Annotated in this window: 15 protein-coding genes and 2 pseudogenes; 11 read left to right on the top strand and 6 right to left on the bottom strand. The window is 73.5% G+C overall.

All coding sequences use genetic code 11. The features are described from left to right. Positions 1-104 precede the first annotated feature (104 nt). Positions 105-977, top strand: coding sequence for a DeoR/GlpR family DNA-binding transcription regulator (locus tag OG349_RS32675; protein ID WP_327238021.1), 873 nt, complete (start codon positions 105-107; stop codon positions 975-977). Beyond that, a complete protein-coding gene (locus OG349_RS32670; protein ID WP_327238020.1) occupies positions 974-1,408 on the top strand; it encodes an SRPBCC family protein in 435 nt (144 codons plus the stop codon). Before OG349_RS32675 ends, OG349_RS32670 begins: the two co-directional genes overlap by 4 nt. Before the next feature lie 15 nt (positions 1,409-1,423). Here the strand turns inward: OG349_RS32670 and OG349_RS32665 are convergent, their stop codons facing one another. Then, positions 1,424-2,602, bottom strand: a complete 1,179-nt coding sequence (locus tag OG349_RS32665; protein WP_327238019.1) for a PLP-dependent cysteine synthase family protein — start codon at positions 2,600-2,602, stop codon at positions 1,424-1,426. A gap of 169 nt (positions 2,603-2,771) precedes the next feature. On the opposite strand from OG349_RS32665, the gene OG349_RS32660 reads away from it, so the two are divergent. Together OG349_RS32660 and OG349_RS32655 are read left to right on the top strand one after the other, a co-directional pair. Next, positions 2,772-3,095 (top strand): hypothetical protein, encoded by a 324-nt coding sequence (locus OG349_RS32660; RefSeq protein ID WP_327238018.1) that lies wholly within the window; start codon positions 2,772-2,774, stop codon positions 3,093-3,095. A gap of 218 nt (positions 3,096-3,313) precedes the next feature. Continuing rightward, the gene (locus tag OG349_RS32655) at positions 3,314-3,838 is read left to right on the top strand and encodes an ATP-binding protein (RefSeq protein ID WP_327238017.1); all 525 of its coding nucleotides are present in this window, start codon (positions 3,314-3,316) and stop codon (positions 3,836-3,838) included. A 138-nt stretch (positions 3,839-3,976) separates the two neighbouring features. Here the strand turns inward: OG349_RS32655 and OG349_RS32650 are convergent, their stop codons facing one another. Beyond that, complete coding sequence (locus OG349_RS32650) at positions 3,977-4,300, bottom strand: SHOCT domain-containing protein (protein ID WP_327238016.1); 324 nt, start codon at positions 4,298-4,300, stop codon at positions 3,977-3,979. A gap of 191 nt (positions 4,301-4,491) precedes the next feature. Between OG349_RS32650 and OG349_RS32645 the strand changes: the two genes are divergently transcribed. Beyond that, positions 4,492-5,061, top strand: coding sequence for a TetR/AcrR family transcriptional regulator (locus OG349_RS32645; protein WP_327238015.1), 570 nt, complete (start codon positions 4,492-4,494; stop codon positions 5,059-5,061). Between the two features lie 69 nt (positions 5,062-5,130). Then, positions 5,131-5,712 carry a DUF4865 family protein gene (locus tag OG349_RS32640; RefSeq protein ID WP_327238014.1) on the top strand — a complete coding sequence of 194 codons (582 nt, stop codon included), beginning with the start codon at positions 5,131-5,133 and terminating at the stop codon, positions 5,710-5,712. Positions 5,713-5,762: 50 nt separating this feature from the next. Here the strand turns inward: OG349_RS32640 and OG349_RS32635 are convergent, their stop codons facing one another. Further along, positions 5,763-6,977 carry an ROK family protein gene (locus OG349_RS32635; protein ID WP_327238013.1) on the bottom strand — a complete coding sequence of 405 codons (1,215 nt, stop codon included), beginning with the start codon at positions 6,975-6,977 and terminating at the stop codon, positions 5,763-5,765. Positions 6,978-7,053: 76 nt separating this feature from the next. Here OG349_RS32635 and OG349_RS32630 point away from each other — a divergent pair, with 76 nt between their 5' ends. The 3 genes from OG349_RS32630 (at position 7,054) to OG349_RS32620 (ending at position 9,239) form a co-directional block, all read left to right on the top strand. Further along, entirely contained in the window at positions 7,054-8,370 is a 1,317-nt protein-coding gene (locus tag OG349_RS32630) for an MFS transporter (protein WP_327238012.1), read from the top strand. A gap of 91 nt (positions 8,371-8,461) precedes the next feature. Further along, complete coding sequence (locus OG349_RS32625) at positions 8,462-8,809, top strand: SCO4225 family membrane protein (RefSeq protein ID WP_327238011.1); 348 nt, start codon at positions 8,462-8,464, stop codon at positions 8,807-8,809. A gap of 64 nt (positions 8,810-8,873) precedes the next feature. After that, positions 8,874-9,239: a DUF6332 family protein gene (locus OG349_RS32620; protein WP_327238010.1), complete on the top strand. Its 366-nt coding sequence runs from the start codon at positions 8,874-8,876 to the stop codon at positions 9,237-9,239. Here OG349_RS32620 and OG349_RS32615 read toward each other — a convergent pair. Further along, the gene (locus tag OG349_RS32615) at positions 9,200-9,865 is read right to left on the bottom strand and encodes a response regulator transcription factor (protein WP_327238009.1); all 666 of its coding nucleotides are present in this window, start codon (positions 9,863-9,865) and stop codon (positions 9,200-9,202) included. The two genes, OG349_RS32620 and OG349_RS32615, sit on opposite strands and share 40 nt — an antisense overlap. Continuing rightward, positions 9,862-11,160, bottom strand: coding sequence for a sensor histidine kinase (locus OG349_RS32610; protein WP_327238008.1), 1,299 nt, complete (start codon positions 11,158-11,160; stop codon positions 9,862-9,864). Before OG349_RS32610 ends, OG349_RS32615 begins: the two co-directional genes overlap by 4 nt. A gap of 153 nt (positions 11,161-11,313) precedes the next feature. Here OG349_RS32610 and OG349_RS32605 point away from each other — a divergent pair, with 153 nt between their 5' ends. Then, complete coding sequence (locus OG349_RS32605) at positions 11,314-12,126, top strand: AfsR/SARP family transcriptional regulator (protein WP_327238007.1); 813 nt, start codon at positions 11,314-11,316, stop codon at positions 12,124-12,126. Between the two features lie 61 nt (positions 12,127-12,187). On the opposite strand, the pseudogene OG349_RS32600 reads toward OG349_RS32605, so the two are convergent. Beyond that, a pseudogene (locus OG349_RS32600) lies at positions 12,188-12,872 on the bottom strand (WHG domain-containing protein); the annotation flags it as partial. Between OG349_RS32600 and OG349_RS32595 the strand changes: the two are divergent. Beyond that, a pseudogene (locus OG349_RS32595) lies at positions 12,840-13,149 on the top strand (hypothetical protein). The pseudogenes OG349_RS32600 and OG349_RS32595 sit on opposite strands and share 33 nt — an antisense overlap. Positions 13,150-13,205 lie beyond the last annotated feature (56 nt).

Below are 13,205 nucleotides of genomic sequence, written 5' to 3'. Positions count from 1 at the left end.
CGGGGAATCTCCCCGGACGCCACCGCCGCCAATCCCCGCCGCACGGGTCACAGACCCGTGGGAGGATGAAACAGGCATGCCGAAGCGGAAGGACAGCTCCCGTGGTGAGCGACAACCAGAACCTCCTCGCGGAGCAGCGTCGTGCCGTGATCCTGGACGAGGTGCGCCGGCGCGGCGGGGTCCGCGTCAACGAGCTGACGAGGAAGCTCAATGTCTCCGACATGACCGTGCGCAGGGACCTGGACGCGCTCGCCCGGCAGGGTGTGGTCGAGAAGGTGCACGGCGGCGCGGTCCCGGTGGTCGAGGCGAGCGCGCACGAGCCGGGATTTGAAGCCAAGTCGGCGCTGGAGCTGAGCGCCAAGGAGGACATCGCACGGGCGGCGGCGGCGCTGGCCGTGCCCGGCAGCGCGATCGCACTGTCAGGTGGTACGACGACCTATGCGCTGGCGCAGCAGCTGCTGGACGTTCCGGACCTGACGGTGGTGACCAACTCGGTGCGGGTGGCCGACGTGTTCCACGCCGCGCAGTCGGCCGGGGCGGTGGGCGGCCGGCGGCCCGGCGCCGCCACGGTGGTGCTGACGGGCGGGGTACGGACCCCGTCGGACTCGCTCGTGGGCCCGATCGCCGACCAGGCGATCCGCTCGCTGCACTTCGACGTGCTGTTCCTCGGGGTGCACGGCATCTCCGTGGAGGCGGGTCTTTCGACGCCGAATCTGGGGGAGGCGGAGACCAACCGCCGGTTCGTGCGGTCCGCCCGCCGGGTGGTGGTGGTCGCCGACCACACCAAGTGGGGGACGGTGGGGCTCAGTTCGTTCGCGACGCTGGATCAGGTCGACACGCTGGTGACGGATGCCGGGCTGTCGGCGGGGGCCCGCGAGGAGATCGCCGAGGTGCTGCCCGGCCTGGTGGTGGCGGGTGAGTCCGGAACGGGAAAGCCGTCCGCCTCGGGCGGGCCGGAGGAGGAGGGTTCCGGATGACCGCGTTCCGTATCGACCGCACCACACCGCTCGCCGCCGGGGAGGCCTGGCGGCGGCTCACCGACTGGCCGGCGCACGCGGATCAGGTGCCCCTGACGACGATCTCCGTCTCCACGCCCGGACCCACCCGGGTCGGTACGGTTTTTGTCGCCCGGAGCGCGCTGGGAGCCGTCGGATTCGACGATCCGATGGAGGTCGTCCTCTGGGAGCCGCCCGTCGCGGGCGCGCCGGGCCGCTGCCGGCTGGAGAAGCGGGGCACGGTGATGGTCGGGTGGGCCGAGATCCGCGTACGGGCGGAAGGCACCGGGTCGTCCGTGTCCTGGGAGGAGGACCTGAGCCCGCGCCGGCTGCCCCGGTCGTTCGGCCCGCTCACCGCGCGGACCGGACAGCTGGTGTTCGGCCGGGCGGTCGACCGCCTGCTGCGCGACTGACGGGTCCCCCCTCACTCAGGCCGGCCAGACTCCGCTGTCCAGGAACCGTTCGAGCGTGATCGTGTACGGGTCGATGTCCAGGCCCTGTCCGGCGAGCCAGGTGTCGGAGTAGTACTTGTCGAGATAGCGGTCACCGGGGTCGCAGAGCAGGGTGACCACGCTCCCCTGGTGTCCCTCGGCCACCATCTCCGCCACGATCCGCAGCGCGCTCCACAGTCCCGTACCGGTGGAGCCGCCGGCCTTGCGCCCGACGACCCGTTCCAGGGTGCGTACGGCGGCGATACTCGCCGCGTCCGGGACCTTCATCATCCGGTCGATGGCACCGGGCACGAAGCTCGGTTCCATGCGGGGGCGGCCGATGCCCTCGATCCGGGACCCGCGGTCGGCGCTCGCGGTGGCGTCCCCGCGGGTCCAGCCGTCGAAGAAACAGGAGTTCTCCGGGTCCGGCACACAGATCCGGGTGTCGTACTGCATGTAGTGCACGTAGCGGGCGATGGTCGCCGATGTGCCGCCCGTACCGGCCGTGGCGACGATCCAGGCGGGCTCGGGATGGCGTTCCAGCTTGAGCTGCTGGAACATCGATTCGGCGATGTTGTTGTTGCCCCGCCAGTCGGTGGCCCGCTCCGCGTAGGTGAACTGGTCCATGTAGTGGCCGCCGCTCTCGGCGGCGAGGCGCGCCGACTCCGCGTAGAGCGTCCGCGAGTCGTCGACGAAGTGGCAGCGCCCGCCGTGGAATTCGATGAGCCGGCACTTCTCGTGGCTGGTGGTGCGCGGCATGACGGCGATGAAGGGCACGCCGATCAGTTTCGCGAAGTACGCCTCCGAGACGGCGGTCGAGCCGCTGGAGGCCTCGATCACCGGTTTGCCAGGCCTGATCCAGCCGTTGCACAGTCCGTAGAGGAAGAGGGAGCGGGCCAGCCGGTGCTTTAGGCTGCCGGTCGGATGCGTCGACTCGTCCTTCAAGTAGAGGTCCACACCCCACGCTTCGGGCAGCGGGAAGCGCAACAGGTGGGTGTCCGCCGAGCGGTTGGCGTCGGCCTGGACCTTCCGTACGGCTTCCTTGAGCCAGGCGCGGTAGCGGGGGTCGGTACGGTCCACGTCGACGGTCACCACGCGTGTGTCCGGCCCGGCGCCGGGTGCCCCTGCCCGGGCTGCCGGGGCTCCGGCCGATCCGGCCCTGTCCTGTTCCGTCATGCGCGCCGTTCCTCAGCTTTTGTCGGCTCCGGTCCCCGGTCCGTCACGCTACCGCCACCACCTGGGCCAATGATGACTTTGGGTATCCATGGCACCAGCTTCTGGCACCGACCGGCATACTGGGTGAGGCCCACGCTCGGGTCAGTGGCACGGAGGGGGCTGAGAGGCCATGGCAGAGCCCGATTTCAGCGCGCGCGGGGTGCGGATAGAACGGTGGCCCCGCTCGCTCACCCGGGCCGGGCAGGTGCTGATCCAGGACGGCAGGCTGGCACTGCTGACCAGCTACGGCCGGGTGATCGACAGTGCTCCGCTCCGGGCGGTCCAGGCCGCGAGGCCGTGGTTCGCGGGCAAGGGCAGCACGGTCGCGACCGTCAACGGCACGCGCTACCGGCTGACCATGGGCCAGCGGAGCGGCGGGCGCAGGCCGGACGCGTCGGCGCTGGCGGGCCGGTTCCTGGAGGCCGTGAGCAGGGCGACCCGTACGAAGGGCTGAGACCGGGCCGCGGACCCGCCCCGGGGCGCCCGGGTCCCTCCCCTGCTGTCCGCGAGTTGCGGAGCCGTATCCCCTGGTTCACTCTGGTCTCACCCCTCACTCAGGGTGAACCGGCGGTGACGCTGCGATCCAGCCCCGCCGGGCGGGAACAGCAGCGAGCCAGTTGCTGGATCCGATCCTTCGTCGTCTTCCGGACCTCAATTCGGGGAGTCGCAGCCGTGATCAGCCAGCCAAGCAGGCACTGCACGGTGGAGCTCCAGGCCCTGCCGTCGCGGATCGGTCAGGTCCGCAGAATCATCTCCGCGCAATTGCGCTACTGGCATCTCGATCCCTTGATCGATCCCACGGCACTCGGAGTCACCGAGCTGCTGACCAACGTCCACCGGCACGCACAGCCGGACAAGATGTGCACGGTCGACATCGCGTTGCTGCTCGACCGGCTCACGGTCTCGGTCAGCGACCACGACCCACGGGTGCCGACGGTCAACGACGCGAAACTCCTCGACACCGGCGGCCGGGGTCTGGCCCTGATCGCGGCGGTCAGCGAGAGCTGGGGCATCCGCCCCGAGGGCGAGCTGGGCAAGAGCATCTGGTTCACCCTCCCGGCACCACCGGCCGCTCTGGCCCTGCCGCCGCGCCCTGTGTACGGCGCGACGACGGACGGCCCCTTCCGGGGGACGGAACTCAGCGCGGTGATCAGGGAACACGGGCACACCGAGGCCCGCTCGGCCGTGGTGGGCTGAACGGGCGTACGGGCCGGGGTGGACCGGGGCATACCGGGCCCCCGATCCACCCGAACGGTCCACCGCGACCTCACGGGGTGCGGCGAGGGGTGCGGTTCCGCTTCGCGGTCCGGGTGTGTGGCGAGCCGGCCGGGGTGTTCACAGGCCGGCACCCTTGACCGTACGGCCGAACTGCTCGTCCAGCACGGACAGTCGGCGCCAGTACTCGTCCTCGTCGATCTCGCCCGTGGCGAAGCGGCGGCCGAGCAGGGCGATCGGGGAGTGCGCGTCGTGCGCGGGTTCGCCGCCGGGGCCGACACGGCCGGCGCCTGCCGCCCGCCACGGGCCCCGGGGCCCGATGCCGCGCCCTCGCCACACCGTACGGCGCAGGACGGTGACGGCGGTGACGATCACGGCCGCCCAGACGACGGGGAGGAAGAGGATCCACGGGCCCGGCCCGCCGTGGAGAGCGAGGGTGTTCATGTCGGTCAGCTCCTTCGGCCTGCCTTCTCTGTCGCTTCCCAGCCTCGCTCCGGGAGGGGGCCGGGTCGTCGTACGGCCGGCGGCCGTGTGCGTACCACCCGGGGAGTACGGGGAAGGGTCCGTGCTGCTCCGGGGGCGGACTGCGGTGCCCCTCACTGGATTCTGTACCTACTAGTATGTACATTCGGGTCATGAACACTTCGGAGCGTCTGGTCGAGGCCACCCGGGAACTGCTGTGGGACCGGGGCTATGTGGGCACCAGCCCCAAGGCGATCCAGCAGCGCGCGGGCGCGGGGCAGGGCAGCATGTATCACCACTTCGCCGGCAAGCCCGAACTGGCGCTGGCGGCGATCGAGCGGACGGCGCACGCCATGCGGGCGGCGGCGGAAGCCGCGCTCTCGGGTGACGGCCCCGCGTACGACCGGATCTCCGCGTATCTCCTGCGCGAGCGGGACGTGTTGCGCGGCTGCCCGGTCGGGCGGCTGACGATGGACCCGGACATCATGGCCGCCGCGTCGCTGCGCGCGCCGGTCGACGCGACGATCGGCTGGCTGCGGGGGCGGCTCGCGGAGATCGTCGAAGAGGGCGTGGGGAGCGGGGAGTTCGCGGCCGGACTCGACCCGGTGGAGGTCGCATCGACGATCGTCGCGACGGTACAGGGGGGATATGTGCTGGCCCGCGCGTCGGGGTCGCCTGCGGCGTTCGACGCGGGGGTGCGGGGGCTGCTGGCGCTACTGAGGCCCCGTGGCGCGGTGGCCTGACAGCGACCAGGGCGCCCACGTCTACGCCCGCACAGCCGGATTCCAGCCCCCGCCACGGAGGACCCCCGCATGCACGCCATGCAGTACGAGATCACCCTGCCCGCCGACTACGACATGGGCGTCATCCGCACCCGCGTCGCGACGAAGGGCCATCTGCTCGACGCCTTCCCCGGGTTGGGCCTCAAGGCGTACCTGATGCGTGAGCGCGGCGAGCGGTCGGTGGTCAACCAGTACGCGCCGTTCCACCTCTGGGCCGCGCAGGACGGCATGAACGCCTTCCTGCTGGGCGCCGGATTCGACGGCATCGTCAGGGACTTCGGCAGACCCGAGGTCCAGCACTGGACCGGTCTCGCCTTCGAGGAGGGCCCGGCGAGCACGAGTGTCGCTCGCACGGCCGTACGCCGCCGTCACCGCATCCCCGAAGACGCCCCGCTGCCCGCCCTGTTGGCGGAGGCGGTCGAGGAGACCCGGAGGCTGTCCGGGGTCGGCGGGCTGGTGTGCGCGGCGCTCGCACTGGATCCGCGCCGCTGGGAGCTGGTCCACTTCACGTTGTGGGACCACGACACCCCCCGCGTGGTGGGCGACCGCTTCCAGGTACTCCACGTGTCCCAGCCGGAGCGCGCGGCGCTGACTTCGAACGCCCCGCGCTGAAGGGGACTTCCACGCTGACGACCGTCAACTCTCGCGATCAGTTGGAGACTTCAGGGCGCCAGGGCTGCCAGGGGGTCGTCCAGGATCGGTTGCCAGGCCACCTCCGCCGCGCCGACCAGGCTGTTGTGGTCCAGGGTGCAGGCCAGGATGGGGACTCCGCCGCTGCGGCCCCAGAGGCTGCGGTCCGCCACTACGGCGCGCAGGCGGTCCGGGTCCGCTTCGAGCAGTTCCTTGTGCAGGCCGCCGAGGATGATGCGGTCCGGGTTGAGGATGTTGACCAGGCCGGCGAGGCCGAGGCCGAGGCGGTCGATCAGTTCCTCCACGGCTCTTCGTACCGTCGGGTCCGTGCCGTCCGTGCGGAGCAGGTCGCGTGACTGCTGCAACAGCGAGACCTCCGGGCCCGGTTCACGACCCGCCGCCGTGAGGAAGGCCAGCGGGTCGGCCTCGACGTCCAGGCAGCCCTTGCCGCCGCAGTAGCAGGGGCGGCCCTCGGGGTTGACGGTCAGGTGGCCCACTTCGAGGGCGAGGCCCGAACTGCCCGTGTGCAGGCGGCCGTCGAGGACCAGCGCGCCGCCCACCCCCCGGTGGCCGGTGGCGACGCAGAGCAGGTGCTGGGCGCCGCGTCCGGCACCGTGGCGGTGTTCGGCGAGGGCGGCGAGGTTGACGTCGTTGCCCGTGAACGCGGGGCCCTCGATCCCCGCCGCGCCCACCCGCTCCGCGAAGATCTCGCGGACCGGGGCGCCGGCCGGCCACGCGAGGTGCAGCGGATTCAGGGCCGTACCCTCGGGCTCGGCGACGGCCGACGGTACGGCGAGTCCCGCGCCCACGCAGCGCCGCCCGGCGGCGCGCAACAGCCCGGCCCCCACCTCGACCACCTCGCCCAGCACTTGGGCCGGGTCGGCCGTGACCGTACCCCGGGCGGGGGCGGTGGCGACGATGCGGCCGCCGAGCCCGACCAGCGCGGCCCGGAACCCGTCGGCGTGGATCTGGGCGGCGAGCACGACCGGGCCCGTGTCGTCCACGGACAGCCGGTGCGAGGGACGGCCCTGGGAACCCGCCGCCGCCCCGGGGCGCGAATCGACCCGGATCAGCCCCAGCGCCTCCAGCTCCGCCGCGACCGCGCCGGCCGTGGCACGTGTCACACCCAGCTCGGCGGTGAGGACGGCGCGGGTGGGCGCCCGTCCCGTGTGGACCAGTTCCAGTGCCGGGCCGAGCGCGCCACGGCCCCTCTCCAGCTTCGCCCGGGTGGTCGCCTTGCCGTTCATGGGGGCGAGTCTCCCATGATCCGGAGGGGCGGCGAGCGCCTTGTAAGGAACGGGGCACCGCCCCTATCCTCCTTTTGTGCCGTTCCGAAACAAAGTAGGTCCCACCCCGCCCGTCGCCGCCGCGGCCTCGCTGTCCGCCCTCCGTACCGCCCTCACTCTCTTCTTCGCCCTGGACGGCTTTCTGTTCGCCGGCTGGGTGGTCCGCATCCCCGCGATCAAGGAACAGACCGGAGCCTCCGCGAGCCACCTCGGCCTCGCGCTCCTCGGGGTGTCCGCCGGCGCGGTCGTGACCATGACCCTCACCGGACGGCTCTGCCGCCGCTTCGGCAACCACCCGGTGACCGTCGCCAGCGTGACGCTGCTCTCGCTGAGCATCGTCCTGCCCCCGCTGACCCACTCGGCGCTCGCCCTCGGCCTCGTGCTGCTGCTCTTCGGTGCGGCCTACGGCTCCACCAACGTGGCGATGAACAGCGCGGCCGTCGACCTGGTCACGGCGCTGCGGCGGCCGGTGATATCGAGCTTCCACGCCGCGTACAGCCTGGGCGGCATGGCCGGCGCGGGGCTCGGCGGGCTGCTCGCGGGCGGCCTCTCCCCCACCGTCCACCTGCTCCTCCTGGCCGGGCTCGGCCTGGCCGTCACCGCCGTGGCGGGCCCCGCGCTGCTGCGCCACCCGGCACCGGTCCCGGCGCCCGCGGAGCGGGCCCGGCCGGCGGCGGATCTCCCGCGACGACCCGCACGCGCGGCCGGCCCGGCGAAGCCCGACCGCCGCACCCGTCGCGCGGTGGTCGTCTTCGGGGTCATCGCGCTCTGCACGGCGTACGGCGAAGGCGCGATGGCCGACTGGAGCGCGCTGCATCTCACGCAGGACCTCGACGCGTCCGCGGGCCTCGCGGCGGCCGGTTACTCGCTCTTCGCCCTCGCCATGACGGCCGGACGGCTCTCCGGCACGCTCCTCCAGGAGCGGCTCGGCCAGACCCGCGCGCTGGTGCTCGGCGGTGCCACCGCCGCGGCCGGGATGGTGGTCGGCGCCCTGGCGCCGTCCGTCTGGCTCGTCCTGCTGGGCTTCGCCGTCGCCGGTGTGGGCCTCGCCAACATCTTCCCCATGGCCATCGGCCGGGCCGGCGCGCTGGCGGGCCCCGGCGGGGTCGCGACGGCGTCCACGCTGGGCTACAGCGGCATGCTGGTGAGCCCGCCCGCGATCGGCTTCCTGGCCGACTGGTTCACGCTGCCGCTCGCCCTGACCACGGTGGCCGTGCTGGCCGCCGCCGCGTCCGTCATCGGCTACGCGGCGCGGGACGTCCCGGCCGCGCCCGACGCCGCGCCCGACGCCTCGCCCGGAGCCGCCGGCTCCGCGTCCCGGGCGCCGGGCGACGTACTCCCGGCACCTGAGTAGGCGTACTCAGGCACATCCGTTCGGTCCGCCGCATCCTGAAGGGGCATCACTTCACGCACGTCGCGTACCGACGGGGACCAGGGAGAACGACATGAATTCAGGACGGCTGACGGCGCTGGCACGGCTGACCTTCGGCACCCTCGCGTCGCGGGTCTACCTCGGCCTGGTGGCCGCGGTGACGGTATTCGTCGCGGTCGACACCCTCTTCGTCCGCCACCAGGACGCGTCGTTCGCCGGGGTCTGGCTCTTCTTCCTCGCCGCGCCGACCGTCTTCGTCTTCTTCATGGGCGGCGGAGTGCTCGGTGACGGGGTGAGCGGGTCGGCCCCGTTCGCCTACGCCGCGCTGGTCCTGTCGGTCCTGATCCAGTCGGCCGCGCTCGGCGCGTTCGTACGGCTGCTGCGCGACCGGCCGCGGCCCGTGCACCCCCGCGAGGCCTGACCCCGCCCGGAACCGCCGGGTGAACTCCCTTGCCCCGGAACGCACATGCGGTGAAACTCGGCGGATGGGGACACGGAGCCGAGCGCAACGGGACGCCGCAACCGTCGAGATCGGCTACGCGCTGGTGAGCGCCGGCTTTGTCGCCTGTCTCGTGTACTGCGGTCTGTACGGGCCCGTGTGGTTCTTCGACCTGCCGCGCGGTCTCGCCCGCGTCGCGAGGGTGGCCGCGGGCATCACGTTCGTGGTGCGCGTGGTCCATGTGCTCTGGCGCTTCCCGCGCGACCCGGCACTGGGCGACCGCACGCCGTACGATCCGACGCCGTACGACTCGGCGCCGTCCCGTCCCGCACCGCACGACCCGGCGCCGGGCGAGGATCCGCCGTACGGGGATCAGCCCAGCCAGCCCGGCCGTACGAGCCCCGACTCGTAGGCCAGCACGACCAGTTGGGCCCGGTCCCGCGCGCCCAGCTTCACCATCGTCCGGCTCACATGGGTCTTGGCGGTGAGCGGGCTGACGACCAGCCGCCGGGCGATCTCGTCGTTGGACAGGCCGATGCCCACCAGGGCCATCACCTCACGCTCCCGCTCGGTGAGTCCACCGAGGCCCGGGGCGTCCGCCGGGGCCTTCGAGCGGGACGCGAACTCGGCGATGAGCCGGCGTGTCACCCCCGGCGAGAGCAGCGCGTCCCCGCCGACCACCGCCCTGACAGCGCGCAGGAGTTCGTCCGGCTCGGTGTCCTTGACGAGGAATCCCGAGGCACCGGACCGGATGGCCTCGAAGACGTACTCGTCGAGTTCGAACGTGGTCAGCACGACCACCTTCACCCCGCCGAGCCGGTGGTCCCCGGTGATCCTGCGGGTGGCCGCGAGACCGTCCAGGCGTGGCATGCGGATGTCCATCAGCACGACGTCCGGGCGCAGTTCACGCACCCGGCTCACGGCCTGCTCGCCGTCCGCCGCCTCGTCCACGACCTCGATGTCCGGCTGGGCGTCGAGCAGCGCGCGGAATCCTGCCCGTACGAGGGACTGGTCGTCGGCGAGCAGGACGCGGATCACGGGGTCTCCTCGGTCGTCAGGGGAATCGTGGCGTGGACGCGGAAGCCGCCGTCCGGGCCCGGTCCTGCCTCGATCGTGCCACCGAGCGCGGCCGTCCGCTCCCGCATGCCGACCAGGCCGTTGCCACCGCCGCCCGCGTCGCCGTGGGTGGCGGGTCCCGCGTCGTCGATACGGAGACGGAGCAGGCGGGGCGCACGGCCGGCCATCGCGTCCGGGCCCGCTGCCGGGTCGGGCGGAGGCCCGGCCACCCCGTCCCGCCGACCGGACGTCCCGCGCTCGTAGCCGAGCGTGATCCGTGCCGTACGGGATCCCGAGTGCCGTACCACGTTGGTCAGCGCCTCCTGGATGATCCGGAAGGCCGCCAGATCCGCCCCGGGCGGCAGCGGCTCCGCCTCGCCCTCGCGCCGGACCTCCACGGCGAGACCGGCGCCCGCGGCCTGTTCGACCAGCTCGGGCAGGCGGTCGAGACCGGGGGCGGGGGCACGCGGGGCGTCGCCGGGTGTTCTGAGGGTGTCGAGGACCTGGCGCACCTCGCCGAGGGCCTCCTTGCTCGCCGCCTTGATGGTGGTGAGCGCCGAGCGGGCCTGTTCGGGGTCGGCGTCGAGCAGGGCGAGCCCGACGCCCGCCTGGACGTTGATGACCGAGATGGAGTGGGCCAGTACGTCGTGCAGTTCGCGGGCGATGCGCATCCGCTCCTCGTCCGTCCTGCGCCGCTCGGCGGCGTCGCGCTCGGCGTCCTCCTTGGCCCACTGCTCCCTGCGCACCCGGAGCAGTTCGGCGGCGGCGCAGACGGCCGCCACCCAGGCGGCGATCACCACTTCCTGTCCCCAGGGCGCGGCGTGGTCGCCGGACGGCGGGAGCCACCGGTACAGCCAGTGCGTGAGCAGGACGTGGCCCGCCCAGAGCAGGCCGACGGCCCACCAGGCCGCGTACCGGTGGCCCGCCGCGATGGCGGCGAACGCGGCCACGACGACGGTGACGAAGACCGGTCCGTACGGATAGCCCGCGCCGAGGTACACCAGCGTCGTGGCCACCACCCCGTACACCGCGACGACGGGGTGCGGCCGCCGGAACAGCAGCAGGGCGGGACCGGCGAGCAGCAGCAGGAAGGCGTAGACGTCGAGGCCGGCCCGGTGCTGGTGCCGCCCGGCGAAGACCGTTCCGACGACGACGAGGACCGTCAGCAGCAGGGTGGAGGGCCAGGGGACGCGCCGCTCCCGCCCGCCGGCCCGCCGGGCGCGGAGGAACGCCGGGCGGCCGCTGCCCTGGTCACGACGGGTGCGCTGGTCTTCCATACCGGCCACGCTAGACCCGGCGGCGCGGTCCGGGCGTCAGCCGGGCGAGGTGACCCTCCGTACTCCCCGGGGAGTACGCCCGGCGGGGCGGAGCGGTGGGGGCGGACCGGTGGGGGGACCGTCACGAGAGGGGCGGCGGGATACGCTCGGGACATGACGGACGGAATACGCGTGGCGGGCATACGGTTCGAACTGCTCGGCCCGCTGAGGGCCTTGCGGCCGGACGGCGAAGTACCGCTGGGGCCGCCGCTGCAACGGTCCGTGCTCGCCGTCCTGTTGCACCAGGACGGCGGGGCGATGCCCTACGACGCGCTCGTCGACGCCGTCTGGGGCACCGGACCGCCGTCGCGGGCACGGGCCTTGGTCCAGAGGTACGTCTCCGGCCTGCGCCACGCCCTGGCGTTCGGACCGGGCGCCGGAAAGCCGGGAGCCGCCCCGGAACTGGCGTGGACCGGCCGGGGTTATCGCCTCGCCGGCGCGGCCATCGACGATCTCCGCGAGCGGCACACCCTGCTGCGCACGGCCGGGGAGGCGCGCGAGTCGGGGGACCTGCGGAGCGCCGGTGAACTGGCCGTGCGGGCCGAGTCGCTGTGGCGCGGCGCGTACGCGGAGGGGCTGGCGGGGCCGTATCTGGAAGCGGAACGCCGGCGCTGGGCGGAGGAGCGGGTGCTCGAACGGGAGGCCCGGCTGGCGGGTGAGATCGAGCGGGGGCGCTCGCGGGAGTGTGTGGACGAACTGACCCGGCTGGTGGCCGCGCATCCGCTCCGTGAGCCGCTGGCCGGGCTGCTGGTGCTGGCGCTCCACCGCGACGGGCGCCCGGCGGAGGCGCTGGTGGCGTACGACGAGGCACGGGCCAGGATCACGGAGGCGACGGCGGCGGAACCGGGGCCGGCGCTGCGCGCCCTGTACGAGGACGTCCTGCGCGGGGCTCCGGCCCCGCTGCCGGGATCGATACCGACGGCCTGACACCGGCGCGGGCACGGCCGCCGCGCCGGGACGGCCCCCGCCGGACGCGCGACGCGGACCGTCGGAGCAGTCCGACGTCGTGGCCGAGGCGTCGCGCGGCGTGGGCGAAAAACGCGGCGCGGTCGTCCACCACGCCGTGGAACCGGCCGAACAGCTCGAAGGAGATCAGCCCGAAGACCTGCGCCCGGGCCGCGACCAGGGCCGCCGCCACCCCGGGCGGGATGTCCGGCGCGAACCGCTCGACCATCTGCCGGGCCTCGGGGCGCGGCCGCTCGGTGAGCGGCGGGAGCGCGACGCCGTTCTCGCGGTGGGCGTCGCGGGCGACGGAGATCAGCGCCGGGCCGACGCGTGAGGCGGGGGCGATGGTCAGCTCGGGCGCCGCGTGGCCGGGCACGGGTGAGCCGTAGATCAGCGCGTACTCGTGGGGGTGGGCCAGGGCCCAGTCCCCGTACCGCCACGCAGCCGGCGGTCCGGCGCCCCGGGTGGCCGGTGGGACCGGCTGCGGCGAGAGCCTTTTCCGCGGCGGCGCCGACCGCGTCGTACGCGTCGACGATGAGGGCGGTCAGCAGGTCGTCGTGGCTGGGTACGTGCGCGGAGGACACCATGCCCAGCTCGCGGGCGGCGGCGCGCAGCGAGAGCTTCGCGGCGCCCTCGGCGGCGAGTTGCTCGCGGGCCTCGTCCTTGATCGCCACGGTAGCCGGTTCACCGTCCGGATGAACAGCGTCATCGGCCGGCTCGCCCGGCACGGCGTGGGCGCGCTCGGCACGGCCGAGCCGTCCGTGCGGGCCGCAAGAGCGGCAAGATGCAGCGCGTCCCCGTCAACGCGCACCCCTTCGAGGGGGGCGAGCTGCGCGTCGGCCGCAAGGCCCGTATCTTCGCCGCCACCGAGACCTGCGTGCCTGCCTGGAGCGCTGGGGCCGGGAGGTCGACCAGTACTTCCGGGGCGTCACCGCGAAGTCCTCCGACGCGGAGATCGGCGCGGCGGCCCCGGACCACCCCGTCTTCCTGATCACGACGGACTGACCGCCCCCGGACCCCGCGGACCCGCAGAACGGGCGGGGCGGCCGGGAGCGCGTCAG

The sequence above is a fragment of the Streptomyces sp. NBC_01317 genome (assembly GCF_035961655.1).
In the GTDB taxonomy this organism is placed as follows: Bacteria; Actinomycetota; Actinomycetes; order Streptomycetales; family Streptomycetaceae; genus Streptomyces.
Note: the sequence above shows the minus strand (reverse complement) of the source record. Positions and strands in the feature narration are given on the sequence as shown.

Coding starts and splice junctions, on each gene's coding strand:
- OG349_RS32670 (WP_327238020.1), top strand. CDS start 974: ATGACCGCGTTCCGTATCGACCGCACCACACCGCTCGCCGCCGGGGAG.
- OG349_RS32665 (WP_327238019.1), bottom strand. CDS start 2,602: ATGACGGAACAGGACAGGGCCGGATCGGCCGGAGCCCCGGCAGCCCGG.
- OG349_RS32660 (WP_327238018.1), top strand. CDS start 2,772: ATGGCAGAGCCCGATTTCAGCGCGCGCGGGGTGCGGATAGAACGGTGG.
- OG349_RS32650 (WP_327238016.1), bottom strand. CDS start 4,300: ATGAACACCCTCGCTCTCCACGGCGGGCCGGGCCCGTGGATCCTCTTC.
- OG349_RS32645 (WP_327238015.1), top strand. CDS start 4,492: ATGAACACTTCGGAGCGTCTGGTCGAGGCCACCCGGGAACTGCTGTGG.
- OG349_RS32640 (WP_327238014.1), top strand. CDS start 5,131: ATGCACGCCATGCAGTACGAGATCACCCTGCCCGCCGACTACGACATG.
- OG349_RS32635 (WP_327238013.1), bottom strand. CDS start 6,977: ATGAACGGCAAGGCGACCACCCGGGCGAAGCTGGAGAGGGGCCGTGGC.
- OG349_RS32625 (WP_327238011.1), top strand. CDS start 8,462: ATGAATTCAGGACGGCTGACGGCGCTGGCACGGCTGACCTTCGGCACC.
- OG349_RS32620 (WP_327238010.1), top strand. CDS start 8,874: ATGGGGACACGGAGCCGAGCGCAACGGGACGCCGCAACCGTCGAGATC.
- OG349_RS32610 (WP_327238008.1), bottom strand. CDS start 11,160: ATGGAAGACCAGCGCACCCGTCGTGACCAGGGCAGCGGCCGCCCGGCG.
- OG349_RS32605 (WP_327238007.1), top strand. CDS start 11,314: ATGACGGACGGAATACGCGTGGCGGGCATACGGTTCGAACTGCTCGGC.